We start from the raw sequence: 26,102 nt of genomic DNA, 5'->3' as shown, positions 1-26,102 counted from the left end.
TTTACGCCTTCGGCTCGCTTTGATCCGCCCACAGTTGGCGGAATACGTCGCCGATGTTCGCGGCTTCCAGCGACGCCGCGCCCTCAGGAAAATCACGGTAGCCTTCGCGCCCCAGCCGTTCAGTGCGGTGGCGCGTCTGGTCGGTAGACTCTTCACTCATGTCCATGCTGAAACGATGGCCGTTGATGGTTTCCACCACATAGTTGCGGGTCCCGGGAATGTGCTGAAACACCACGTTGCCCTGTTCATCACTGAAGCCTTTGCTGATCGGCGCGCCATCCGCGTAGAGCTGATAGGGCTCATCGGCATAGCCGGGCATGTTCGGCAACGGCGCAATGCGCAGGCGCAGTTGTCCGGGAGGTGTTTCCTTCAATGGATTGGTCAAGGCCTGATCCATCAAACTCCCTGCCTTGTCTTTATCCGCCGCCCCCGGCAGTACCGGCGGCTTGATGCCAATCCCGGTCCCCGAGCCCGCCGAACCGCCCGCATTGATCTTCACCACCGGTCCAACCACGGTCACGCCACCGGCATCGAGCTTGATGAAGCTGCCACCGCCCTTGATGGTCAGTTCCGAGCCGGCCTCGATGACGATCTTGGCGCCAGCCTTCAGGTGAATCTCTTTCCCGGCGCTGGTCAGCTGCGCCGTGCCTAGCTTCACATGCTGGCTCTGCCCAATCGTCAGGTGATCATCCGCCCGCGTTTCCACCTTGCGGTCGGCAATCGTGGTGCGATGCTCTTCGGCCTTCAGCTCGGTGTAAGTGTTCTTCACCACCGTGTCGTGGCGTTCGTTGCCGACGCGGATCTTCTGATCGTGCTCGATGTTTTCATCCCAGTCCCGCTGGGCGTGGATGAAGATTTGCTCGGCCCCGTTCTTGTCTTCAATCCGCAGTTCATTGAACCCGCCGCCGCCCGGCGAGCTGAGGCTTTTGAACACGCTGCGGGTCTTGTTCGCCGGCAGGTCGTAGGGAACCTGGTTTTCCTTGTGGTACAGGCAACCGGTGACCAGCGGCTGGTCGGGGTCGCCTTCGAGGAAGGTCACCAGCACTTCCATGCCAATGCGCGGGATGACGATGGCACCGTAGCGGTCGCCGGCCCAACTGCTGGAGACGCGCAGCCAGCAGCTGGTTTTGTCGTCGGCCAGGCCTTCGCGGTCCCAGCGGAATTGCACTTTGATGCGGCCGTATGGGTCGCAGTGGATTTCCTCACCTTTGGGGCCGGTGACCATGGCGGTCTGGCTGCCGAGTACGCGCGGTTTCGGGTGCTCCAGCACGGGGCGGTAGAACACGGCCCACGGGGTGGCGAGGAAGCGGTTGCGGTAACCCTGGTGAAAGTCGTCTTTGTTGTCGGTGGTGTCGCTGGTCACCGACTCTTCGAGCACCTGCGGCTGTTTGCCTTCGTGGACGATTTCGGTGAGCAGCCAGAGGTCGTTCCACTCGGTGCGCGGGTGGTCGGACATTTCCAGGAAGTGACCGCTGACGAGGGTGGTCTGGTCGCCATGGCCTTCGGCTTGCTGGTAGTCGGCGCGGTGACGTTCGAGGGTGCGCTGGCTGAGGAATTTGCCGCGTGCGCGGTCGAGGAAGCGGCCGGGGTAGTCATAGTCTTCGAGGTCCGGCTCTTCGCTCTGAGCATCAGGCTTGTAGGCCGCTTCGAGTTGCAGGCGCGGCTTTTCGAAGTCGTAGTCGCGGCGGGTGACGCGACCAGTGCGGGTTTCGAGGCGCAGCTTGAAGCTTTTGATCACCGGTTCGTCAGCGACCATGCCGCTGCCTTGCACATAAGCCGTTGGCTGCCCGAGTTTCGGGAACACGGTCTGGTCGTCGCCGAACACCAGCAAGTGGGCCTTTTCGCTGTGCTGGAAGTGGTAGTGAATGCCTTCCTCTTCGCACAGGCGCTGGACGAAGTGCAGGTCGGTTTCCTCGTACTGCACGCAGTAGTCGCGGTCCGGGCATGGCTGGCTGAGCTGGAAACTGTAGGCGTTGCCCTTGATGCCATGCTCATCGAGGATCAGCGCGATGATTTTCGGCGCCGACATCTGCTGGTAGATGCGCTGGTTGGTGCGGTGATGCAGGTATTGCAGCTGCGGCACCAAGGAGACTTTGTAGCGGGTCAGGCGCTTGCCGGCGTCACCTTGGGCGACGCGGTAGATCTGGCCGTGGATGCCGCTGCCTTGGGGATCGAACGCCAGGAATGCCTGCTTGTGCAGGAGCTTTTCCAGATCCAGGTCCGGGTTTTCGCTGACCAGTTCGAGGTCGAAGCGATACGGCTGGTTGATGCCTTCGGTGCCGGTGAACGACAGCACTTGCAGGTCGCCGACCTGATCGCCTTGAGAACCGTCGACGGTCAGGCTGAAGTGCGTTTCGTTAGCGAGGTTGAACATTGCTTGCTCCCTGTTCGGTAGTCATCCGTTACGCCCGAAGTCGCAGGCGTTGCAGCAAAGACGAAGTGGCGCACATGGCGTCACACAGTTGTGCAGCGGTGATCGTTCGATCCGCCGCATCGAAAGCCAGCGCCGTTCGCAGGGCTGGCCAGCAGTGTTTCGGTAGGTTTCGGGGTGCGTGCAGCTCGCGGTCAAGGTGGCCGTCGCGGGCCTCGATCGACGACAAGCGGCGGAACGGATGTTTGCCGCCCGCCAACTCGTAGAGCACGCACGCCACGCCGTACACGTCGGCGCTGGCCGACAGCGGTTGGCCTTCGAGCAGTTCCGGTGCGGCGTAACCCGGAGTCCAGGCGTTGAAACGGTCACGGCTCAGGTGTGGCAGGCCGGGCAAGATACCCTCCTCGGCCTGACCGAGGCCGAAGTCGAACAGGCGCACGCCTTCTTCGCTGAGCATCACGTTGCTCGGCTTCATGTCGCCGTGCAGCACGCCGCGAGCGTGGGCGTAGGCCAGCGCGTCGAGCAGCGGTAGCGCGATGTCGCGCAGCTCTTTCCACGGCAAACCCAGGGGCCGCTCGCAGAGTAATTTGTCCAGGGTCAGCCCACGCATGAGTTCCATGGTGATGAAGGCGCGCTGGCAATCGGTGTCCACTTCAAAGGTGTGCGGGCGCAGCACGTTGTCGTGGCGCAGGCGTCGGGTCAGGGCGAACTCGCTGTAGAGCAAGGCGCTGGCGTCCGGCGATTCGGCAAATTCTTCGCTGAGGATTTTCAGCGCGATGTAAGGGTCGGGATCGCCGAACTGTTCGCTCAGCAAGTCCCGTGCGCGGTAAACCGCGCCCATGCCACCGGCACCGAGCAGACGCTCGATGCGGTAACGGCCTGCCAGAACGTCCGGCATCTCACCGACGCTGGCCTTGGTCGGCGCCAGCGCGGGTTCTGCCTTGTGCGGCTTTCCGTTTAGAGACGGGGCGAACGCAAAGTAAGTCAGGTTACTGGCTTGCTCTTCGCTCACCAGCAGGTCGTCGAGTGGCGGCATGAGTTGGGTCATGTTCGGATCACCACGGCGGTCAGGTTGTCCCGCGCCGAGCCACGCAGAGCGCCGTCGAACAGACGCTCCAGCGCAATGTGCGGCGCGGTCAGGCTCAGGGCGTTGCCCAAGGCATCAGTGCTCAGCCCTTGGTACAAGCCATCGCTGCACAACAGAAACGCATCGCCGGGATACACCTCGAGTTCGAGCACATCCAACGTCAACACATCAGCCGCGCCGACCGCACGGGTCAGCGCATGCGCGGAAGGATGCGCACGGGCGTCCTCGATGCTCATGTGTTGCTCGTCGATGAGTTGCTGTTGCAGCGAATGGTCCTTGGACAGCTGATACAAACGCTGGCCGCGCCACAGGTAGCAACGGCTGTCGCCGGCCCAGATGCAGGCCGCGCGATTGCCCTCCACCAGCAGCGCCACCACGGTGCTGCCCATGATGCTGTCGTGGCGCCCGGCGGTGACGGTCAACTCCTGACCCAAGCGACGGTTGAGCCAGTGCAGGCACTGGCGCACGCCTTTGAGTCGCTCGTCGAAATCGTTCTGCTCCGGCAATTCCGCCAGGCTGGCGACGATCAACTGGCTGGCGATGTCACCGCCCTGATGACCGCCCATGCCGTCCGCGACCACCCACAGCCCCTGCTGTGGACAGTCGAGAAAAGCATCTTCGTTGCGCGCCCGAACCTTGCCGGCGTCGGTACGCGCAGCGCTGCGCCAGGGACTGGCAACCAGCATCAGAGCTGCACCGGCATACGGAAGGTACGCAGCACGCCCATGTCGAACGGGTTCGGTGTGCGCTGGCTCGACAGCAAGTAGTTGGCGCGCAGGCCACCCACGTCAGCCTTGAGCACCAGCACATCACGACCGCTCAGGTACTCGGTCTGCATCAGGTCGAACAGGCGGAACAGCGACCATGGGCCGGTGTTCTTCTCGATACCGATTGGCCGGCCGGCCATTTTGTCGAGGACCAGGCTGGTGCGACCGTCTTCAGCATCGGTCGGCCATTTGAACGACACCGGCACGATCGGGCCGTGGCGGTACTCAATGGTCTTGTCGCCAAACTTGAACTCGGAACGGCTGACCGCCGGGTCGAGGGTGTACGGCTCCAGTTTGAACTGCACTTGCGGCTCGGCCGGGTTGATCGAGAAGAAGCTCTGGCGGATCACTTGTGCCGCGGCCATCTGGTCGAGGTAGACCTTGGAGATCGGCATGCTGTGACCGTCGATGCTGCGCAGGCGGTAGTTGCCTGGATCGCCACTCACGAACGGACGCATGTAGTTTTCGAAGAAGCGATCGGCGATGCCCTGGGCCTTGAAGAACTCGCGGAAATCGCTGATCGCCACGTCGCTGGTGCTGTGGGCGCTGAACGGGTAACGCTTGTTGATCGCCTTGCCGTAGAAGCTGTACAGCTCGCTCTGATAACGCTGGTTCAGGTACTGGTAGGAATCGTTGAGCACCAGACGCCAGGTGTCTTCGGCCAGCACGTTGAACCACACGCTGACAGGACGCGGCAGACGGTTCGAGGCATTGCGCAGGTTGCTCAGCGCATCACGCTGGCCGCTCATGCGCGTCTTGGCCATTTCGAACGCAGCCTGTTCCGGCGCGCTGGCACGGGCCAGGCTCGCCAGTTGCATTTGCAGGTCGTTGAGCGCCGTCAGGGCCGGGGTCAAATCAGCGGCCGGGCCGTTGTTGTCATCCAGTAGACGGTGCAGCGGTTCAAAGCGACGTTGCAGGGATTTCTTCGCGGTGTCCGGCAGGTTTTTGATTGCAGCCATGTCCGAGGCCTGGTCCGCTGCGGCAGACGCCAGTTTGCCCAACTTGCCCAACTTGCCTTTCTGGTCTGCCAGCGCTGCAGCGGCATCAGCCGCTTGATCAACCGGTTCGGCTTCTGCCGGGAATCGGGTGTTCTCGCGCACTTCCACCAGCAGTTGCAGCACTGGCGAATTCGCCGAAGTCAGGCCCGCCAGTTGCTCGGCGCCCTCGCCCGCGTCGTTGATCGGTGGCAGCGCAACCTGGCCGACCGCTTCACTCCAGAAGTTGGCGTAGTCGCGGAAGTACAGTTGCTCCAGTTCGACCATCAGGCGACGCAAGTCCATGCCGCTGATGCCCGCGCCTTCGCCCAGCACCCAGTTGTCACGCAGGATGTCGGTGACCAGTGCACTGCCCTGGACCGAGAAATACTGCTGATAACCCTGTTGGGTGTAGAACCCCGGGATCACGTAATCGGTGCCGACAAACAACGCACCTTGTGGGCCCAGGTGTTGGCTGAAACGGTACTCCGGCAGATTGCGGGCCTGCTCGCGCAGCATCCGGTAAACCACGTTGGCCAGCGACTCGCTGCGCAATACCTGACGGGCTTGAGCCACCAGTTGATCGTTCAGCGGGTAGATAAACGGCTGCTTCAGCAAACGCTCGAAGTGCGTGTTCAAACCGTTCTGTACCGAGGTGTTGCCAGCGTAGCGCAGGGACCAGTCGGTGGCGACCCAATCCTTGAGCCACGCAGCGTCGCGGCGATCTTTCATGTTCAACATCAGGTACGCACGCAGACTGTTGAGCAGGCGCTCGCGGTCCTTCATGTTGGTGCGGATCTGACCTTCCAGCAGGGTCGCGACCTTTGGTAATAACTGCGCTTCGAGCTCACGCTCGTAGGCAGCCTTGACCACCGGGTTGACGTCCTCGCCTTGGTACAGGCCGCCACGCTCGTGGTAACCCACGTCACCTTTTTTCGGGAAAACCTGAGTCGCCGCGTAACGGGTGTCGAGAGTCTTGAGCACCGCCATGGAATCGTCGCGCGCGGTCAGGGCCGAGCGCTGTTGCGTCCAGGTGGTTGCCAGGTTGCGCAGGTTTTCCAGGCGCTCGTAGTTAGCGGAGAAACCGCCCGCCCACAGCATGCCAAACAGCGCCAGTGCCGCCAAAGCACCGACGTACAACGCACGTTGGCCCCAATGAATGCGGCTGCGTTCGCGCTTGTCCAGACCGGCCAGATCGGCCTCGGGGAAAATCACCCGGCTGAGCAAATGGTGAATGAACCGCGAACGGCCACTGCGCAAGGTCGGCAGCACACCGGCGCTCATGCCCAGACTGGCGCCAATCCCGGCGGTGGTCTGATCCATCTCCTGGGTCAGGTGCGGTGCGCTGGTCAGGTAGAAACCACGCAACTGGCTGACACGCTGGTAGCGATTACCGGTGAACGCCATGTCGACGAACAGGCACAGGCGCTCGCCGATCTGCCCCAGTTGATGCGGGAAGTCGAGGATGCGGCCACGGCGCTGGGTGTCGCGCTCCTGGTGCATGCGCATGATGACCTGGCTGTTGAGACGACGCAGCAGCTCTTCGAACTCGGCGCGCAGCACGGCGACGTCGGTGCCGCTCTGCTCTTTGCGGAAGCTGGTGCCGAGTACCTGATCGCTTTCTTCGCGGGTCAGTTGGTCGAAGAACTCGTCAAAACCGAGCAGCTTGTCCGCCTTGCTCAACACCAGATAAATCGGCACATCGACGTGCAGTTTCTGATGCACATCTTGAAGACGCGCACGCACCTGGCGAGCCAACGTGTCGAGGTCCTGCTCGGTGTTGCCCAGCAGCAATTCAACCGGGACAGTCACCAGCACGCCGTTCAACGGACGGTTGCGGCGACGCTTGCGCAGCAGGTCGAGCAAGGTGCTCCAGGCGCTGCCATCCACTTCGGCATCCGGCTGGGTCAGGTAACGCCCGGCGGTGTCGATCAGCACGCCGTGATCGGCGAAGTACCAGTCGCAATGACGGGTGCCGAGGGTGTCGCGGGTCAGTTTGCGGTCGATCTTGTTGATCGGAAACTCAAGGCCCGAGAAATCCAGCAGGCTGGTCTTGCCGCTGCCCTGCGGGCCGATCAGCAAGTACCACGGCAAATCACTGCGCCAGCGCTCGCTGCGACCGCGATACAGGCTCGACGTCTTCAGGGTTTTCAGGGCGTCCTTGAAACGCTCCTTCAACTCCTTCTGCTCTTCGTCGATCAACTCTTCACGGCGGATACGGTCCTGGCCGTCCTCGGTGTCTTCGACCGCTTTCTTGCGCACACCGGCGCGCCAGCTGACGAAGACCATGGTCAGGCCCCAGATCAGGAACAACACACTGATGGTCAGCAGGCGGGAGGTCGAGCCTTCCCAGAACTTGTAGTCATTGACCGCCAGCAGCGGCCCGACGAACCACACCAGCAGCGCGACGAACAGCACCAGCAGCAAGGTCCAGACCCAGGTCTGACGCACGAAGGCGCCGACTTTCTTGGAAAACTTTTTCATCACACGTCCCTGTTTACGGCTGCGGCTAAACGGCGGCCGGATCTAGCTGCTGATAAGGTTGCAGAACGGTTTCGCGTTGCTCGCCCAGCACCCAGGCGAAGCCCGAATACATCACCACCAGGCACACCACAGTGAACAGCACCACCATCCACGCCGGCACGATGCGCACCAGGCTGCGGCGCTGATCGTTCAAGCCTTCCCAGTGCGGCGACAGCTCACGTGGCACGTCGCCGCGCAACTGACGGATCTGCCGATACAAGGCGTCGCGGATGCCTTCGAGTTCGAGCATGCCGCGAGCTTGCACGCGGTACTTGCCTTCGAACCCGAGGGACAGGCACAGGTACATCAGCTCCAGCATCGGCAGGTGCTTGACCGGGTTTTTCGACAGGCGATCCAGCAGCTGGAAGAACTTCTCGCCACCGAAGGTTTCGTTGTGGAAGCTGCTGAGCAGGCTCATCTGCGACCACTCGCTTTCGTTGCCCCACGGCGTGGTCACGACCGCTTCGTCGACCACGGTGCAGAGCACGTAACGCGCAGCCATCACCTGGCTGCTTTCGGCACCGTTGTGCAGCGCGCGTACTTCAAACAGTTTCAGCCCGGCGGTCAGTCGCTCGTTGAGCGCGTACATGTCTTCGCGGGTGTCGCTGTGCTTGAGTCGCACCACTTCCGACAACAGATCGGAGGCGGCTGCGACCAGCGAATTGAGGCTGATGTTGAAGGATTCCGCCGGGCGCAAACGTGCGGCGTAGATCATCCGCTCTTCCAGCTGCTCGAAACGTGGCGGTGCAGCGAAGTCGGTCAGCGGACTTTGCGCCGGGCCGTGGCCCTGGCGGTCGAGCAGGACGGTTTTGTCGTCCTGGTTATGTTCCATGTCCTTGATCATGTCGGTCAGTTCCTGATGGCCCAGAATTTCAGTTCAAGCTCGGCGAATTCGCCGGACACATGGAACGCGAAGCCGCCGGAGCGCTCGAGTTGTGCCAGGTCTTCGGAACTGAGTTCGAGAATGAAATAGGTTTTGTTGGAGTGGAACGCGATCTGCCGCGGGGCCACCGGCAACGGTTTGACCTTGATGCCCGGCAGATGCAGGTTGACCAGTTGGCGAATGCGCTCCACCGGGCCGACCTTGAGGTGCGCCGGCAGGCGATGGCGCAGTTCTTCGGAATCGCAGTTGGCACTGGCCGCGAGCACGAACGACGCCGAGCCCAGCAGTTTGTGGTCGTGCAACGGCGAGACGATGATCCCGTACTGACGCGCTTGCAGGACCAGTTCGATGGCGTGCTGTTCGAGCACCATCGACAGCACCTGACGAATCGCTTCCATCAGTTTGCGAAAGCTCGCGCCTTGGTCGCTGTGCTGGTAACGGCTGTCCAGGCGCGGGCGTTTGCTGTCGCTGGAAAACGTCGCCAGATCGCCGAGCATGGTCAGCAGCGTGCGGTACAACTCTTCCGGGTGAACCTGTTCCAGACCAAGGTAGTGACGCAGCAGCAGTTCGGTGCGGTTGATCAGTTGCAGCATCATGAAGTCGCCGACTTCCGCGCCACCGACCTTGCCGTTGGAACGGATCCGCTCGGCGATGGTGTCGCCCCGGTGGCCGAGCATGCTGATCACTTCTTTCAGGCACGACAGCAGGTAGCTGGAGGAATGCGCCTGAATGTAGGTCGGCACGAAATCCGGATCGAGGCTGATCACGCCGTCGGGTGTGGTGTCGAGCACGTCGCAGATTTTCAGCTTCACGTAGGCCCGGTCGCTCTGCTGCTCGCCGAGCAACAGTTTGAAGTCCGGCCGACCGCAGCTGACCTGGCTGGCGGAATCATCACCGGCGTTGGAGTCGGCGACTTCCGCTTCGTACGCGGTGTAGCGCGCCAGCACATCGGATTGCTCCGGACGGCGCGACTCGATGTGGTTACCGGTGACCAATGGCAGCGCCAGGTAGATCGGCGTGTTGCCGGTGTTCGGCGGCACGTCGAGCGCCAGCGGTTCGGTGTTGCCGCCGAGTTCGAACAGGCTGCCGTCCGGCAGAATCCCCGAGGCCTGGCTGATCACCAGTTTGCCCATGTTGAGGAACTGCAAATCGATGTCCAGGTTCAGGAAACCCCAGGTGTAGCTGCCCAGCAACTGAGTGCGGGTCTTCATCTGGTGGTCGTAGTAACGATCGTTGTGCTGGAAGTGCTGCGGACGCAGCAACATGCCTTCCTGCCAAATGACTTTATGGGCATTCATGATCAGTCATCCGCCTTGGCGAGCGTTTCGTTGCTGTTGCGGATTCCGGCCTGATCGAGGGTCAGATCCGCCTCGGTGACCTCCACCGGAGTGATTTGCACCGTGTAGCGCCATTTGGTTTCCGGCAGGTCGCGGTAGGCCGCGAGGATCCCGACGTAACGGCTGCCCTCTTCCACGCTGAGCTTGAGCGAGAGGGTTTCACCCGGGCGCAGTTCGAGTTCTTCGCTGGCCACCAGGTCCGGGGCCAGGGATTCCTTGGCACGCTCGTACAGGCTGAAGAAGTCGGCGTTCTCGAACGTCACCGGGTGCTTGAGCTCGAACAGGCGCACGACAATCGGCGACGGGCGCCCGTTGAGGTCCGGGTTCAGCTGATCGCTGCCGGTGAGCTTCAGGTTGACCTTGGTCACTTTGGAATACGGCGACAGCGACGAGCAGCCGGCCAGCAGCACCAGGGCCATGAGCGCCGTCAGCGTCTTGAAAAAAGCGGTCGAGCAGCGAGACATGCGCATCATCCTTGGTGGTCGGTGTGAAGGGTGGAAATCAGGCGAATCTGTTCTTCGTAGGCCTGAGCAAAGTCGCGGGCCAGCAGGCGTTCACTCCAGTCATCATCCTGGCGCAAGGCCTGGTGATAACGGCCGTACGCTCTCCAGCGACTGCCGGATGTGGCCAGCAACGGCTTGTTGTCACGCTCGAAACGCAGGGTCAATTGTTGTGGCGAGAAGTGCTCCAGCGTGCCGCGAACGGCGGCGCGGCTGGCGGTCAACAGTGCGACTTGATGCGCCTGCAAATCACGGAACGCACGGGAGATCGACTGATCGGCCGGCAATTGGCCCGGCTTGTTCGGCTGCAACAAAATGCCCAGTGTTTCACTGGCATCGACGGCGAATTTCAGCGGATTTTTGTGGGTGCCTTGCACGGTGGTCTGGGCCAGACGCAGTTCGTTTTTCAGTTCGCTGCGGGTGCGCAGGCTCTGCTGCAAGCCGCCGATGCTTTGCTTGAGCAGGCGCGCAGCGTTCAGCGCCAGGGCTTCGCGGGCGTCGTGGTCGAGACCGTTGAGGTCCACGCCCAGTGCCGCGCCGAAGTGCTCCCAGAAACCTTCGCTCTGACGCTCGATGGCTTTCGGTGCCGGGGCAGGAACGGGTTCTGCCGGGGCGTTAATCAGCTCCGGGACCATCAGGCTTTCCATGTCGATGCGCGCATAGTCGGCGCGCTGACGGGTGTCCTCAATCGTGGTGCTCGGGGCGATCAGTTCGTCGATTTCCGAGTACACGCGCTCTTGCTGATCGAGGGCGTTCAGTGGGTCCAGATCAAGGAACGCATCGTCCGGAATGATGCTGCCTGCGGCCTGCGGGCGACCGACTTCAGTGTCGAAGGTCGCCGGGTCGCGCACCAGCCGCGCACGGATCTCGAAATCACCCAGCACGTAAACACTGCCGTGTTCGATGCGCACGGCTTCGCCCTTGCGCAGGCGCGCGCCGCTTTCGCTGTCCTGAATACCGTTGCTGCTGGTATCGGTCAGGAAAAACGTACCGTCGCGGTAGCTGATCAATGCGTGGTGGTTGGACAGGTGACGCTTGCGGTCCGGAATGATCCAGTCGCAATCCTCGCCCCGGCCAATCACGCCACCGGCCTGTTTGAAGGTCTTCTGGCACAACTCCGTGGGCACGAACTGCTTGGTGTTCAGCATTTCGAAAACCAGTTCCATGGTGATACTCCTTGCGGTCACTTGCCGCGATTGACCGCCTGCGGATCACCCAATGGGCGATAGGTGTTGTCGTTGAATTTGTAATTGCCGCTACAGCCGCCAAGGCCGCATAGAACGACGAGGGTCAGCAGGACGGCTTGCCAGTGACGAACAGACATCAGAGGGTCTCCAGAAGTAGACAAAGCACAAAGCGCCGACCCGTTCGGGCGGCGCTATCAAAAGCGAATGAGGTGAAATCGACGGTCTGCTGCCTAACCATCGAAGTCACCCAAATTGATATTCAGGCGCCCGAGGCGGTACAGCAGTGTGCGGCGCGGCAGGCCGAGTTCGCGGGCCGCGAGGGTCTGGTTGCCGTCGTTTTTGCGCAGGCAATCGAGCAGCAGGCTGCGTTCGACCTGCTCCAGGCGTTCGCGCAGGTTCAGGCTGCTGTCTTCCGGCATGGCTTCCATGCGCAGGGAGAAATGCTCGGCCAGCAATTCGCCGCCCTCGCACAGCAAAACGGCGCGTTCGACCAGGCCTTTGAGTTCGCGCACGTTGCCGGGGAAGGCGTAACCGGACAGATGATCCAGCGCGGCATCGGACCAGCGCACCGCATCCCGTTGCAAAAACGAACAGGCCTTGTCGGCGAAGTGCCGGGCCAGATCGAGAATGTCGCCTTCGCGCTGACGCAGGGCCGGCAGTTCTATCGGGAATTGCGCGAGGCGGTAGTACAAGTCCTCGCGGAATTTGCCTTCGCTGACCAGCACCGATAAATCCCGGTGAGTCGCGGCGATGATGCGCACGTCGATCTTGTGGGTGTCGTTGGACCCCAGCGGGCGGATCTCACCCTCCTGCAACACCCGCAACAGCTTGGCTTGCAGGGACAACGGCATGTCGCCAATTTCATCGAGCAACAAGGTGCCGCCGTTGGCCGCGTCGAACAGTCCGGCACGGTCGCGATCGGCACCGGTGAACGCGCCTTTGCGGTAGCCGAACAGCTCACTTTCCAGCAGGTTCTCGGGGAACGCCGCGCAGTTCTGCACGATGAACGCCTGGGAGCGGCGCGGGCCGCAGTCGTGAATGGCGCGTGCGACCACTTCCTTGCCGGTGCCGGTTTCACCCCGAAGCAGCACGGTGTACGGGCTGTGCAGGACTTTGCTGATCAGCGAATAGGTCTCGCGCATGGCCTTGCTTTTGCCGATCAGGCCATAACCGCTGGCACTCGGGACGCTGGCCTTGAGCGGTCGCGCATCACCGGTCGGCTGACGCAAACGCTGCAGTAAATGCAGCTGGCCAAGCACGAACGAGCCCAACTGACCGAGGGAATCGGCAAAGCCTTGCAGGTCGATGTGCCGGCGACTGGCGCACAGCAACAAACCCTCGACAGCCTTCTGCTGATTGACCAGCGGCACGCACAGCAACGACTGCCAAGGCGTCGCCTGTGGTGGCAAGAAGCTGGTTTCGTGCAGGCTGCCGCTCAACTCGCCAAGGCTCACCACGCGGTTCTGGCACAGGGCGAATTGCAGCAGTTGTTCACCGTTGTAGTCCGCCGGCAGGCTCGCCGCTTCCCGCGGTTGCAGAATGCCGTTCAGGCATTCGGCGTTCATCCCCAGGCACGTGTGCGTCGCGTCCAGCAGGTACAACTGCGTCAACTCGCACCCGCTGAGCTCCGCCACCCCGCGCACGAAGTCACCCAGCAGCGCAGCGCCATCCGCCGCGCGCGACAGGCTGGCGAATTGCGCCAGCAAGGCTTCGGCATACACCAACGGCTGCGGCACTTGAGTGAACATCACACCCACCTCAGGCGAACTCGCACGTCACGCTGGCGTGGCCGTCGAGCGTCGCGTGGACACGCTTGAGGCTTTCACCGGTGGCCATCGCATCGAGCAAGCGGTCGGCCACCAGCGGCAAGACGTGCAGGTCAAGCAAGTGATCGATCAACCGCGCGCCGCTATCGCTTTGGGTGCAGCGATCGGCCAGGTGATCGACGAGGTCTTGCGAGTAGGTGAAGTCCAGTTGACGACGATTCAGGCGCTCGCCCAAACGGCCGAGTTTGATTTCGATCAGCTCGCGCAGCACCGGGCCGCCAACCGGGTAGTAAGGCACCACGCGCATCCGCGCCAGCAATGCTGGCTTGAAGTGTTTGCTGAGCACCGGGCGAATGGTTTCTTCGAGCGCTTCGGCGGTGGGCCGCGCGCCGTTTTCGCAGAGTTCGCTGATGCGGTCGCTGCCCAGGTTCGAGGTCATCAGGATCAGCGTGTTGCGGAAGTCGATCTCGCGCCCTTCGCCGTCGTTGGCCACGCCTTTGTCGAAGATTTGGTAGAACAGGTTCAGCACGTCCGGGTCGGCCTTCTCGACTTCATCGAGCAGTACGACCGAGTACGGTTTCTGGCGCACGGCTTCGGTGAGCATGCCGCCCTCGCCGTAACCGACGTAGCCCGGCGGCGCACCGATCAGGCGCGAGACGGTGTGTTTCTCCTGGAACTCGGACATGTTGATGGTGGTGATGAAACGATCACCGCCGTAGAGCAAGTCAGCCAGGGCCAGCGCGGTTTCGGTCTTGCCGACGCCGCTCGGGCCGACCAGCAGGAACACGCCGACCGGCGCATCGGGTTTGTTCAGGCCGGCAGCGGTGGCGCGCATCGAGCGGTCCAGGGCGTGAACGGCCTGTTCCTGACCACGAATGCGGGTGCGCAGGTCGGTGGCGAAGCTGGCGACCTTGGCGTTGTGCTCGCGGGCCAGTTGCGCCAGCGGCACGCCGGTCCAGGCGCTGATCACTTCGGCGACCAGACGCGGGCAGACTTCGAAGCTCACCAAGCGTTCTTTGACTTGGGCATCGGTCAGGGCCTTATGAGTTTCGTTGAGCGCAGCTTCAAGTGATGCGACGTCGTTCACTGGCACTTCGCGGGTTTCGATCACCGTGCCTTCGGCGTCTTCTTCAACCGTCACGGTCGGTTCGACAGCGGCGGCTTCGCGAGCCTTGGCCAGTTGCTGCCGCAGATCCAGCAGGCGCTCGGCCAGTTCTTTCTGCTCGGTCCACAGCGTTTCGAGGGCGACCATTTCGTCTTCGGCAGCAGCCAGGCGATCTTCCAAAGCGTCCAGAGCTTCGTGATCGATCAGTAAACCGGCTTCAGCATCACGGCGCAGGGCCTGACGCTGACGGCCACCTTCGGCCAGTTCGCCACGCAGGCGCTCAAGACTTTCGGGCGCGGCGGCGAGGCTGATGCGTACGCGGGCGCACGCGGTGTCGAGCACGTCGACCGCCTTGTCCGGCAGCTGACGACCGGCGAGATAACGGGCGGACAATTCGGCCGCAGCCACCACCGCGTCATCGCGCAGGTAGATGCCGTGGCTCTTCTCGTACACCTGAGCGAGGCCACGGAGGATGGTCACCGCTTCGCTGACGGTCGGTTCGTGCAGTTGCACCGGTTGGAAACGACGGGCCAGGGCCGGGTCTTTTTCGAAGTACTTCTTGTACTCCGCCCACGTGGTGGCGGCGATGGTACGCAACTCACCGCGAGCCAAGGCTGGCTTGAGCAGGTTGGCCGCGTCGGAACCGCCGGCATTGCCGCCCGCGCCGATCAGCGTGTGGGCTTCGTCGATGAACAGGATGATCGGTTTCGGCGACGCTTTGACTTCGTCGATCACGCCTTTGAGACGACGTTCGAACTCACCTTTGACGCTGGCGCCGGCCTGCAACAGGCCCATGTCCAGCGACAGCAGCTCGACGCCTTTCAAGACTTGCGGCACTTCACCAGCCGCGATGCGCGAAGCCAAACCTTCGACGATCGCGGTTTTACCGACGCCGGCTTCACCGACCACGATCGGGTTGTTCTTGCGGCGACGGGCGAGGATGTCGACCATCTGCCGGATCGCGCCATCGCGGCACAGCACCGGGTCGAGTTTGCCGTCACGGGCCTGTTGGGTCAGGTTGTGGGTGAATCGCTCCAGCAGCGATTCGCCCGGCACGGCCGGTTTGCCGGTGGCCGGTTGCTCTTTCTGGGACAGGGCGAATTCTTTCAGACGCTCGATGTTCAGCTTGGCGAGCAACGACTGGTAGCGGCTACCGGCGTAGCGCATCGGGTTGCGAAGCAGCGCGAGGATCAACGCGGCTTGCTCGACCTGGCTCTGCCCCAGTTCAAGGTTGGCCACCAGCAACGCATCTTGCAGCCACTGCACCAGTTCCGGCGCGAACACCGGGTTGCGCGAAGCGCTGTGCTCGACCCGCGATTGCAACGCAGCGCTCAGTTCACCGGCATCCACTTCGGCGTCCTGCAGCGCGCGTGCGAGCAAGCCTTGAGGGCGCTCCAGCAGGCCCAGCAGCAAGTCTTCGACGAGGATCTTGCTGCCGCCACGGGCGACGCAGCGCTCGGCAGAACTTTCCAGGTCACGGCGGGTTTCGGCGTCCAGCGCCTGGATCAGTTGTTGCAGGTCTACGTTGATCATTGGTTCACGTCCTTAATGAATTTTGCTGCCCAGGGTCACTACGCCGTCCGCTTTTTCGCGGCCGAGCCAACTGGTCCATCCCAGGCGACAGGCGTTCTGCTCACCGATGCGCAGTTCACGGATTTCTTCCTGGCGCAACACCAGGCGAATGTCGTAGTCGAGCGGATCACGCAGGGTGAACCGCACCAGCGCGCACAACGGCTGGTAGCCGAAACCGATCGGCAGGAATTCGTGAAAGCGTTGCCAGTCGAGCTCACGGATATGAATGCGGAATTTGCCGCTGCGGTCGCGCACGTGTTCGCCCAGCACCAGGTCTTCGCCGAGCAGGCTGTTGGCGCGGCCCAGACGATTGCGTTGCTCGTCGAGGATCTCGACACGGCGCTCGATGCACTGCTCGATGGTCAGTTCGGCGTGCTTGAAGTAGTAACGCAGCACCGCTTCGATCAACGCCGCCGAGTGCGCCCGCAAACTGAGCAAGCCGAGGTACGGCAGCAGGCGTTTCCAGTTCAGTTCCTGGGCCTTGCGGATCTCTTCGCCGCCGAGGCCGATCAAGGCAAACAGCTGCGAGGAAAACGGGTCGAGGGCGCCGCTCTGGAAGCTCGCGCGGTAGCGGTATTTGCGCCAGATCGGCAGCATTAGCCGTTGCAGGCGATGGTGAAACAGGTCAAGAAAGTTGCGGGTCGGGTTGCCGTCTTCGCTGTCGCCCAGCGCCTGTTCACCGTAGAACGCCGGCAGCGGCGAACCAGAACCGACCAGGCCGATCAGGTTGAAACGCAGGCGCGCGCGCATTTGCCCGTGCTCGTGGAAAAACTCCACGCGATCGACGTCGCTGCCCGGGAAACCCAGGCTCGGGTTGGCCTGGAATTCCAGCTGGTCGTACAGGTCGTCTTCGCTCAGGTGCGGGTGGGCCTCGCGCAGCCGGTCAACCACCAGCAGCACGGCCTGAAACAGCGAGTACTCGCGTATTACCCGGGTCAGCCCGCTTAAAGCAGGGGCTGCAGGCCCATACGTGGTGTCCATTGGTACACCTCTCCTTGTGTACTTTTTACCCGCAGCTCGTGGTACGAATTGAGACTGGCGTAAAGCGCGAAAAACTCATTAAGAACCGAAGCGAAAACGAACAGGTCGCCCTCGCCGATATACCCTTCCGGGTCGATGGTCAGCTCGGTGCGCAACCCGCGAACCGGCAACCCTCGGTGCAGACGATCGACGTGTTGATGCTTGATCGACTTGAGCCCGCCCAGCAGGCGCTTGCTGACTTTTTCCGCGTGTTGGTCGTAGTAGCGCGGCAGGTCGTAGGTTTCGAGAATCACCTTCAACGCATTGACGTCGGCCAGGGACAAATAGTTAAGCGACATGTTGCTGATCAGCTTCCACAGGAAGTCGCGGTTCAGCGGCGGCGCGAAACTGGAAGTGGCCGGGGTGATGTTGCGGAAACTCAGGAACTCCGGCGTGTCTTCGCAGGCCATGCAGATGTCGCCGAGCTTGAGCTTGCGCGGCAGGTTCTGGTTGGTGCACGTCAGCTCGATCGACAGGGTTTCATGGGCTTCGGTGTGGCGAATGCCGAAGCTCAGGTAGGTGTCGAGGCCGTCGTGCAACAGGGACGAACGCTGGCGGATGCTGTAATGCGGACGGCTGTTGGGCACGTCGAAACTCGGGTCGTGTTCGAACGATTCGAACGGCACGTACTCCTGATAACCGAGGCCGCCGGGCTTCCAGCCGGTCACGGTTTCCACCGAGAACACACCGCAGTTTTGCAGATCGAATTCGGCCGGCAGCAACAGGTATTCGTCCTGCTTGCCGTCGAGGCGGATCGGCAACGCATCGTGCTTGAACAGGTTGACGATGGGCGTGCAGTAGAGCTTCACGTTGTCCAAGGTCGGACGCATACGCATGATGCCGCTCTTGCGAATGTCGAAGCGCAATTCGAGGCCGCGCATTTGCTTGAGCGTGTCTTCCGGCAATGCTTTCAGCAGGTCCAGACCGTTAATATCAACGAAGAGGAATTTGTCCTGGAAAGCGAAGTATTCCTGCAAGTAGCGATAGCCGCGGAAGGTGTTCAGCGGATACGGGATCAACGCTTCTTCTTCGGCAAAACCCACCGGCTGCACACGGTCGCCCGGCATTTTGAACGCCATCGGCGTGCCGTTGACACCGTTGATAGGCTTGCCAGCGCCGTCCAGCGGGATCAGCTCGATGCCTTCCAGATTGCGCAGCAGGCTCAGGTAAAGCATCTGGCTGATGTAGCGCTCACCGGCGAAATGCAAACGCAGACGACTCAACTCCAGCTCGCCGAGGTGACCGTCAGCGCTCATCTCCAGACGCAGGCTCAACAGCGAACCGTCGCCCTTCACCGAGTAATTCAGCGCGGCCAGATCCAGCGGCAAGACTTCGGTCGGGTAGCAAGTGCGGAAGCGGCAACGCACGTCATCGATCGGCACGCTCTCGATCGGCGTGTCGCGCTCGACCCTCAACGCAGGACCCGAACGCTTCAACGGGTCGAACTGCAAAATGCTGAACGCTGAACGCTGGCAGTGGACGCATGTAGTTCGGCCACAGCAGGTGCATCAGGGAATGGCTGAGCTCCGGCAGTTCGTCATCGAGTTTTTGGCGCAGACGCCCGGTCAGGAACGCAAAACCTTCCAGCAACCGCTCCACGTCCGGATCCCGCCCGGCCTGGCCAAGGAAAGGCGCCAACGCCGGGCTACGCTCGGCGAATCGACGACCTAACTGGCGAAGTGCGGTGAGTTCGCTTTGGTAGTAGTGGTTAAAGGACATTTCTAGCTGCCTGATTTTGAGTTCGTGTGAATTCGCTAAATTCGTGAGCCGACTGCTACTGCTGATCTCTGACTACAGGTTTTGGCGGAAAAACCTTTTGACAACTTGATAAACAACTAGGGTGACAATCGAACAGAAATACCCCGCAACCAACAAATAAGGTATATATGCCACCCATTCAACCATCAGCCTAAGACCAGCCAAGTGACCAGTGACTAAATAAATCACGCCGTACAAAAACCACGGCGCGGCATAGAAGGGTATAAAAATAACCGGAGCCCAACACACGAGCCGGACCACTTCACGTTCGGTTTTTCGATCAATGACTCGCGATGCCCAAAATGCAAATATGAAATAGGCACCCACGCCAAAAGCCAATATGAACATATGGAAAAACTGCTTCCACCCTCCGAAGGGTGTTACAGGAGGCAATAGACTGTCCACAATAAATAACAGCGGCAACAAAATTGCGGGCATCCAGACTGCCCACTTAAAATAGCTTGAATAGTTCATTTTACAGTCGGCTCGTTTTGGGCATCCGGCAATGACTCGAAGTATACGTATTTCCATCGCTCGTCATTCGGATTCAACTTCAAGAAAAAGTCGTTCCACTCCGTTATTGGCCGCATGTCTAAACGGTCTTTTTTCAACTTTTTTCTGCGCAGTTCATTACCTAAGTTACCGCTGAAATTGCCGCTATCGTCCATCTCCAGGCGAATCGCCGATTCAATCATCGGGTACGTGCCCTCACCGGGCAAGGACCAAGCAGCACCGCCTTTTCGAACATGAACACCGAGAAATACTGCCTTGCCAGAGGCGTCAGAAATGAACGCCTCGCAGTTTGGGAACCCATCACCTTTAATGTGAGTAGCAATATCAATGTATTTAGAAACGCGGTCGATCGTCAGCGTGATCTTATAGCTGACATCGAGACTCGGAACAAAAGTCTTGCCAGTTAGAGCTTTTGCAGTTTTTGACCCAAAAAAAGCATGGTTCTCCCCTGCATACTTACCTTCAATAACTATCGTAGTGACAGCGCCTTTCTCCGTTTTAGCGGAGGGCGGACCGCCTCCTCTAGGCTTTAGTTCTCCGTCATAACGTACATGTTCACCATTCGCCATACCGGAATCATTAGATTCAGTTTGGGTAAAAAGAACTTCGTTTATAGCCGAGTTTATAAAGAACCTATGCCAGATACGCGAGGTAACTTCAGTACCTGCCACACCCGACAGACCACTTGGCTTTAAAGAGTAGCTTCTCGCATCACCTTCAAAAAACATGCCCCACAACCCGAAATTTTTACCCGGGTGAAAAGACCGAATATTGATTTCATAAGTGGCTAGCTTCGCTAACTTTACCGTTACAACTTGCCCTTCATTACTATGAGAGGGTGTTGATGGAGCTTGGGCCAATAACGCTTGATTAGGCATGAGCCACACCTCCAGGCGTAACTAACGAAATCTTGAGCATTTGAGATGACTTCCCTGTCGTAACGCACTTGGTATGGCCCGTTGCGTCAGTCACGCCTTCGTGAATTTCGCCGTCTGCTGTCTCTATTCGATAACCATAATTTGCAATCGGGTTACCTTCATCGTCCCGCAAAACAAAAAAAACGTTGAAGTACCCTGGCATGGGGACAGGCGCCACAAACGGCACCGGCGAATGCGAATTCCCGATAATCACCGTCCCGGACCCGGCCGTAACCTTGTTGCCATGAGTCCCGACGGAATCCACCGTCGCAGCCGGTTTACCGTTAATCAAAACAGTCGTTGCAAGGCCGCCAACCAACGCACCACCACACGCCGAGGCATCGCCTTGGCGGGCGGCCGCGAGGCCGTCGAAGAAGACGTCGCCGGAACCGGCGACGATCGGGTTAGTGCCGTGGCCGGGGAGCGGGCAAGCGGTGGGGTCGGATACGCGGGCTGCGGGTTTGCCGGACATACGAATCTCCTTAGTTGACCTTGACTTGACCGCTGCCATCCAGGCGCGCGGCGAAACTGACCTGGCGCTTGAAACCATCAACTTCCAGCAGGCCTTCGATGCTGAAGGACAGGCGAAGCTGATCGTGTTCACGCGGCAGGGAAATGACACGCACATTGCTCAAGCGTGGCTCGTAGGCTTCGATGAAATTTTCGATGGCCAGACGGGCCTGACTCAGGGAGTCGTGCAGGCTCAGGCGCATGTCATTGAGATCGGGTAGCCCGTAATCGGACAGCGTTTGCACGCTGCCCGCACGGGTGCTGAGCATCTTGGCCAGATGGGCAGCCACGGACGCCATGGCGGAAACCTCGCGGCTCCAGCCGACGCGTTTGTCCGCGTCGCCACCCAGGCGTTCGAAAAGGCTGCCGTATCCAGTCATGAGTTGGCTCCGCTTACTCTTTGTCCAGCTTGCCAACCAGCGACAGGGTGAAATCGGCACCCATGTACTTGAAGTGCGGGCGCACGTTCAGGCTGACGCGGTACCAGCCAGGCTCGCCTTCGACATCGCTGACGATGATCTGGGCAGCGCGCAGAGGACGACGGCCACGGACTTCGGCACTCGGGTTTTCCTGGTCGGCCACGTACTGGCGGATCCACTTGTTCAGTTCCAGCTCGAGGTCGGTACGTTCTTTCCACGAACCGAGTTGCTCGCGCTGCAGCACTTTCAAGTAGTGAGCCAGGCGGTTGACGATCATCATGTACGGCAGTTGGGTGCCGAGCTTGTAGTTCAGCTCTGCCGCCTTGCCTTCTGCGCTGATGCCGAAGAACTTCGGCTTCTGCACCGAGCTTGCGGAGAAGAACGCCGCGTTGTCGGAACCTTTGCGCATGGTCAGGGAGATGAAGCCTTCCTCGGCCAGTTCGTATTCACGACGGTCGCTAACCAGTACTTCCGTAGGAATCTTGGTTTCGATTTCGCCCATGCTTTCGAAGTGGTGCAACGGCAGGTCTTCAACCGCGCCACCGCTCTGCGGGCCGATGATGTTCGGGCACCAGCGGAATTTGGCGAAGCTGTCGGTCAGCTTGGTGCCGAACGCGTAGGCGGTGTTGCCCCACAGGTAGTGCTCGTGGCTGTTGGCGACGGTTTCTTTGTACACGAACGATTTGACCGGGTTTTCTTCCGGGTCGTACGGGTTACGCAGCAGGAAACGCGGCACGGTCAGGCCAACGTAACGGGAGTCTTCCGACTGGCGGAAGCTCTGCCATTTGGCGAATTGCGGGCCTTCGAAGTGATCTTTCAGGTCCTTCAGGTCCGGCAGGCCGGTGAAGCTTTCCAGGCCGAAGAATTTCGGGCCGGCAGCCGCAATGAACGGCGCGTGGGACATGCAGGCAACGCTGGACACGTACTGCATCAGTTTCACGTCCGGCGAGCTTGGGGACATGAAGTAGTTAGCGATGATCGCGCCCACCGGCTGACCACCGAACTGACCGTATTCAGCGGTGTAGATGTGTTTGTACAGGCCAGCCTGCATCACTTCCGGCGAATCTTCGAAATCGTCCAGCAGGTCTTCTTTGGAGACGTTGAGGATTTCGATCTTGATGTTTTCGCGGAAGTTGGTGCGATCGACCAGCAACTGCAGGCCACGCCACGACGATTCCAGGGACTGGAAGTCCGGGTGGTGGAGGATTTCGTCCATCTGACGGCTGAGCTTGGCATCGATCTCGGCGATCATGCGGTCAACCATGGCTTTCTTGACCGGCTCACCGTTGTTCTGCGGCTTGAGCAGCTCTTCGATGAAGGCCGACACGCCGCGCTTGGCGATGTCGTAGGCTTCGTCGTCCGGGGTCAGGCGGGTTTCGGCGATGATGCTGTCGAGAATGCTGTATTCGCCGTTCTCGTTACTCTTTTGCTGCGCTGCACTCGTGCTCATGTTGGCTTCCTTGGCTGATGGAGACTCAGGCGTCCTGGGCGGCGGCGTTCAGGCCCAGCTCACCCAGTACGCGACCGCGGGATTCGTCGTCGGCGAGAACGCCTTCGATGGCTTTGCGGAACGCAGGCGCGTTACCCAGCGGACCTTTGAGGGCCACCAGCGCGTCGCGCAGTTCCATCAGTTTTTTAAGCTCCGGCACTTGCTCGACCAGGCTGGCCGGGTTGAAGTCCTTCATCGAGTTGACGCGCAGTTTCACGGCCAGTTCTTCAGTGTCGCTTTCTTCCTGAAGACGGTTCGGTACGCTCAGTGTCAGCTGCAGCTCTTGCTTGGCCAGCACTTCATCGAAGGTCATTTTGTCGATGCTGATCGGCTTGCGATCTTCGACTTTGCGTTCGTCCTTGCGGTGGGTGTAGTCACCGATTGCCAGTAGTTTCAACGGCAGTTCAATCTCTTCCTGCGCACCACCGGTGGCAGGTTTGAAGGTGACGTTGATGCGTTCCTTGGGGGCTACCGAGCCTTCTTTGGCCATGGCTTTTCTCCTTGCGGTTGTGGCCCTGGGGCCTATTCGAGTACCACTTCGAGGTCGAGGTGGCACAGCCTGCGATAAATCTCTTCCTTGCGTTCACGTACGGCATGGTTCTGCGGCAGCAACTCGCAGCAGCTATGCAGCAAATGCAGCACTTCCAGCGCAAGATCGGGCTCCCAGGCGTGCAGGCCTGAGTCCTGTAATGTTTGGTCGAGGGTTTCGAGTTGGGTCTTGGCCAGTTCGTATTTCTTGGCCATGAAGCACAGCCGCGCGAGGGCGAACTGCCAGAAGAACCGCACGCGCCCGCCGTGGGCGCTTTGCAGGCCTTGCTTGAGGATTTGCACGGCGGCCTTGAGGCCGTCCTTGCGCAGAATCGGCAGGACTTCTTCCAGGGCCAATTCCCAGGCTGGTTGGGTGTCGGCGACTTCGACCTTGCGCGGCGCACTCGCGCTTTGCAGGTGCGGCATGACGTTGGCGCTGATCCAGGCACGAGTAGCCGGGTCGGCGAACGGGGCGCCGTCGTGGAAACGCAATTCGATGATGCCGGGCAGGCGCTGAATCAAAAGCGCGAAGTGGATTTCCACTTCGCGCATTGCCATGTCGGCGTTCAATCCCTGAAGGCATTCCCAGACCATTCGCTGGCCATCGAACCAGAACGGCGCCTTCGCCAGGCTCGCCTCCAGTTCCACCAGCAGGTCAGCGTATTTGGCCTGGTCGTAACGGTCCTGATAGGCCTTGAGCTTGTCGGCCGGCAAGCCGCGCAGAACGGTGATTTGTTCGGCGTTGCGTTCGGGGACAGCGTCGATGGGCAACCACAGTAATGTGCGATTGAGGCGCAGGGCGCGCAAGTCGGTGGCTTTCTGTTTGAGCCACCAGGCGCACAACGGACGGGCGTTTTCCTGCTGGGCGCGCAGGGCCTTGTGGGCTTCTTTTTCGTTGTCAATCGGCGCGCCGGGCGTGAACAGCTGCGTGGCGGCTTGCTTGACCTGAGCAACGGCAGCACCGACCACGCCGGGTTCCGGCTGGTTGTCGGCGGCGCGTTGCACCATGTTTTTCAAGCGACGGGAGATCGGCAGCAGCAACGGCGCGTCGTCGCCCAGGTGCTCGGTGCACGCGGCATCGAGACCTTCAAGGTGTTCCACCAGACGGCGGAACATCGGCAACTGCTCTTTGATCGCAATATTTTCGGTCAACACCTGCTCAAGACGCGGTACCAACCAACTGATGGCAGCGGAGCGGGTGCGGGCCTTGTTCGGGTGGACTTCGGCCCAGTGGCTTTCGCACAGGTAGTGCAGCAAACCGAGGCCAGCGAGCAACCCTTGAAAGGATTCGCGCTGGTACAGAGCCCAGGTCAGCCAAGCGCCAACGCGCAAATCCTTGGATTGGGTACGCAGCAGGTTTTCGCTGTTTTCGCGGATTTTCAGCCAGTCGATCTGACCGCTTTCGTGCATGGACGAGGCTTTCGCCAACTCGCTTTCCAGTGCCTCATATTCGCTCGAAAAGCGAACATCCTCGCCCGCGAAATTCTCTTTGGAAACAGAGGCTTTTGCGAGTTCGAGGTAATGAGCAGAAAGTTTGCTTGAGTAGGACATCCATGGCCTTTAGTTTGGATTACGGTCATACGCCAATTGAAATTGCAACGGCGCGGGACAGTATCAAAGAGCTGCGAAGAGTCTCATCCAATTGAGATCGTGCTCTTTCAAAGTGGGCGCATCGTACTCACGATGGTGGCCACTAGCAAGCATCTGATTAAACAATAAGACGAAGCGTGTTTATTTCCTGTAGGAGATTTCCCTATATGTTGCAGGGGAATCCCTGAGGTCGTTTTAATATTTAATCGTTCGGCCCACCGGCCTGGAACCCTTGAAATAGAGCCATCCCTTTCAATCCTCATGATTTTCTCCGCATTCATTGCCGATCCGCTCCCTGAGGCGGATGTGAAGCATGCCAAAAATAAAAAAATAATGAATGTAGGAGCCTTCCGAAATGTTGCAGCAATCTATGAACGAAACGATGAATAACAATGGCCAATGCAAAAAGTGCCATCAAATTGCTATTACTTTGTTTTCAGCAGTGTCCTTATCGTAGCGATATGCACAATGAATTGATTTGTCGGCGCAATGGCCGTCAAGTTGTGCTTAATTACGTTAATTATCATCAATGGCAATCAAACTGACATTTCAGCCATTGATTCTTCTGCCTCTATTTTCCGTTAATGCAACATCCACGAAACGTGGAAATTTCTGACGCTGTATCAGGATTCTTCCTACAACAATCTTCTAGGTGCCTTGTTAGCGTGACCGGCAAATTTCGTTTGTCCGGGCCAGGCATGCCTTGGGCAGCGCGATCTGTTTCCTCTCTCAGCTTAAGGACGAGCTAAAAAAGCAAAAGGATAAGCGCATGCTCGCACCCGGCTAATGCCGCTCACTTCACCCTCGTGATCCCAACGGTTCGCAACGACTTCAAAGTGCTGGCCTTTGAAGGCACTATCGCCGCTATCGCCTGACCCTCGTGCCGGCGCTGAACTATTTGCAGTTCAGCCACGATCAACGGATTTTCCAGCACCAGACGGTGCCGCAAATCATCGCCCAGGTACTCAAGGGTCATGGGATACAGGCCGACGCGCTTACGAGGCCTATATCGTCATTCCTGAATCAGCTCGGGAGACCCAAAGTCTGGCTGGGCGGCCCTTGCCTGAAATCGGTCGAAATTGCGCGAGTCGAAGGAACCATTAACAGAAAAGGTCCCTCTACGAAGGAAAACCCCGCGACAAACATGGGCCCTTGTCTGAGACATCCAAGGCTTACAGAGAAAAGTTCGGAATTCCCTATGGGAGTTGGTAAGAAATGTCGAATTTTCGATGGTTAAACATTGCCCTACAGCGCTTGTTTAAAACGGCTCAAGGTTACTTCCTGCA

The 26,102-nt window shown here is 60.0% G+C and carries 19 protein-coding genes and 3 pseudogenes; 2 read left to right on the top strand and 20 right to left on the bottom strand.

Features of this window, described 5'->3' with window-relative positions:
• Position 1: 1 nt before the first annotated feature.
• The 20 genes and pseudogenes from ACYZUD_RS24545 to tssA all read right to left on the bottom strand — a co-directional run bounded on the left by ACYZUD_RS24545 (position 2) and on the right by tssA (position 24,777).
• Positions 2-2,374, bottom strand: a complete 2,373-nt coding sequence (locus tag ACYZUD_RS24545; RefSeq protein WP_462020540.1) for a type VI secretion system Vgr family protein — start codon at positions 2,372-2,374, stop codon at positions 2-4.
• Positions 2,375-2,402: 28 nt separating this feature from the next.
• Complete coding sequence (locus ACYZUD_RS24540) at positions 2,403-3,419, bottom strand: serine/threonine-protein kinase (RefSeq protein WP_462020539.1); 1,017 nt, start codon at positions 3,417-3,419, stop codon at positions 2,403-2,405.
• Positions 3,416-4,144: a PP2C family protein-serine/threonine phosphatase gene (locus tag ACYZUD_RS24535; protein ID WP_462020538.1), complete on the bottom strand. Its 729-nt coding sequence runs from the start codon at positions 4,142-4,144 to the stop codon at positions 3,416-3,418. Before ACYZUD_RS24535 ends, ACYZUD_RS24540 begins: the two co-directional genes overlap by 4 nt.
• The gene (tssM, locus tag ACYZUD_RS24530) at positions 4,144-7,683 is read right to left on the bottom strand and encodes a type VI secretion system membrane subunit TssM (RefSeq protein WP_462020537.1); all 3,540 of its coding nucleotides are present in this window, start codon (positions 7,681-7,683) and stop codon (positions 4,144-4,146) included. The genes ACYZUD_RS24535 and tssM overlap by 1 nt, the downstream gene beginning before the upstream one ends.
• A gap of 25 nt (positions 7,684-7,708) precedes the next feature.
• Positions 7,709-8,566: a type IVB secretion system protein IcmH/DotU gene (icmH, locus tag ACYZUD_RS24525; protein WP_462020536.1), complete on the bottom strand. Its 858-nt coding sequence runs from the start codon at positions 8,564-8,566 to the stop codon at positions 7,709-7,711.
• 5 nt (positions 8,567-8,571) lie between these two features.
• Positions 8,572-9,903 (bottom strand): type VI secretion system baseplate subunit TssK, encoded by a 1,332-nt coding sequence (tssK, locus tag ACYZUD_RS24520; protein ID WP_462020535.1) that lies wholly within the window; start codon positions 9,901-9,903, stop codon positions 8,572-8,574.
• A gap of 2 nt (positions 9,904-9,905) precedes the next feature.
• Positions 9,906-10,406 (bottom strand): type VI secretion system lipoprotein TssJ, encoded by a 501-nt coding sequence (tssJ, locus tag ACYZUD_RS24515; RefSeq protein WP_462020534.1) that lies wholly within the window; start codon positions 10,404-10,406, stop codon positions 9,906-9,908.
• A 5-nt stretch (positions 10,407-10,411) separates the two neighbouring features.
• The gene (tagH, locus tag ACYZUD_RS24510; RefSeq protein ID WP_462020533.1) at positions 10,412-11,608 is read right to left on the bottom strand and encodes a type VI secretion system-associated FHA domain protein TagH; all 1,197 of its coding nucleotides are present in this window, start codon (positions 11,606-11,608) and stop codon (positions 10,412-10,414) included.
• 17 nt (positions 11,609-11,625) lie between these two features.
• Complete coding sequence (locus tag ACYZUD_RS24505) at positions 11,626-11,766, bottom strand: hypothetical protein (RefSeq protein WP_008030659.1); 141 nt, start codon at positions 11,764-11,766, stop codon at positions 11,626-11,628.
• Positions 11,767-11,859: 93 nt separating this feature from the next.
• Positions 11,860-13,377: a sigma-54 interaction domain-containing protein gene (locus tag ACYZUD_RS24500; RefSeq protein WP_462020532.1), complete on the bottom strand. Its 1,518-nt coding sequence runs from the start codon at positions 13,375-13,377 to the stop codon at positions 11,860-11,862.
• Between the two features lie 10 nt (positions 13,378-13,387).
• Complete coding sequence (tssH, locus tag ACYZUD_RS24495) at positions 13,388-16,033, bottom strand: type VI secretion system ATPase TssH (RefSeq protein ID WP_462020531.1); 2,646 nt, start codon at positions 16,031-16,033, stop codon at positions 13,388-13,390.
• A 12-nt stretch (positions 16,034-16,045) separates the two neighbouring features.
• A complete protein-coding gene (gene tssG, locus ACYZUD_RS24490; RefSeq protein WP_462020530.1) occupies positions 16,046-17,053 on the bottom strand; it encodes a type VI secretion system baseplate subunit TssG in 1,008 nt (335 codons plus the stop codon).
• Positions 17,017-18,811: pseudogene (tssF, locus tag ACYZUD_RS24485) on the bottom strand (type VI secretion system baseplate subunit TssF). The gene tssG and the pseudogene tssF overlap by 37 nt, the downstream one beginning before the upstream one ends.
• Positions 18,812-18,883: 72 nt before the next feature.
• Positions 18,884-19,324 (bottom strand): hypothetical protein, encoded by a 441-nt coding sequence (locus tag ACYZUD_RS24480; protein WP_462020529.1) that lies wholly within the window; start codon positions 19,322-19,324, stop codon positions 18,884-18,886.
• A complete protein-coding gene (locus tag ACYZUD_RS24475) occupies positions 19,321-20,241 on the bottom strand; it encodes a hypothetical protein (protein WP_462020528.1) in 921 nt (306 codons plus the stop codon). The genes ACYZUD_RS24480 and ACYZUD_RS24475 overlap by 4 nt, the downstream gene beginning before the upstream one ends.
• Positions 20,234-20,752: a PAAR domain-containing protein gene (locus ACYZUD_RS24470; RefSeq protein WP_462020527.1), complete on the bottom strand. Its 519-nt coding sequence runs from the start codon at positions 20,750-20,752 to the stop codon at positions 20,234-20,236. Before ACYZUD_RS24470 ends, ACYZUD_RS24475 begins: the two co-directional genes overlap by 8 nt.
• Positions 20,753-20,762: 10 nt before the next feature.
• The gene (gene tssE, locus ACYZUD_RS24465; protein WP_123720189.1) at positions 20,763-21,170 is read right to left on the bottom strand and encodes a type VI secretion system baseplate subunit TssE; all 408 of its coding nucleotides are present in this window, start codon (positions 21,168-21,170) and stop codon (positions 20,763-20,765) included.
• A 13-nt stretch (positions 21,171-21,183) separates the two neighbouring features.
• The gene (gene tssC, locus ACYZUD_RS24460) at positions 21,184-22,659 is read right to left on the bottom strand and encodes a type VI secretion system contractile sheath large subunit (protein WP_017341541.1); all 1,476 of its coding nucleotides are present in this window, start codon (positions 22,657-22,659) and stop codon (positions 21,184-21,186) included.
• 25 nt (positions 22,660-22,684) lie between these two features.
• A complete protein-coding gene (gene tssB / locus ACYZUD_RS24455) occupies positions 22,685-23,188 on the bottom strand; it encodes a type VI secretion system contractile sheath small subunit (protein ID WP_223415127.1) in 504 nt (167 codons plus the stop codon).
• A gap of 32 nt (positions 23,189-23,220) precedes the next feature.
• On the bottom strand, positions 23,221-24,777 hold the full coding sequence (gene tssA, locus ACYZUD_RS24450; protein WP_462020526.1) for a type VI secretion system protein TssA: 1,557 nt from the start codon (positions 24,775-24,777) through the stop codon (positions 23,221-23,223).
• An 845-nt stretch (positions 24,778-25,622) separates the two neighbouring features.
• Between tssA and ACYZUD_RS24445 the strand changes: the two are divergent.
• Together ACYZUD_RS24445 and ACYZUD_RS24440 are read left to right on the top strand one after the other, a co-directional pair.
• Positions 25,623-25,816: pseudogene (locus ACYZUD_RS24445) on the top strand (contractile injection system protein, VgrG/Pvc8 family); the annotation flags it as partial.
• 30 nt (positions 25,817-25,846) lie between these two features.
• A pseudogene (locus ACYZUD_RS24440) lies at positions 25,847-26,028 on the top strand (DUF2931 family protein); the annotation flags it as partial.
• Between the last annotated feature and the right edge of the window lie 74 nt (positions 26,029-26,102).

The organism is Pseudomonas sp. XS1P51, from assembly GCF_054897845.1.
The sequence above is the reverse complement of the archived record's forward strand: the minus strand, read 5'-3'. Positions and strand labels throughout refer to the sequence as shown.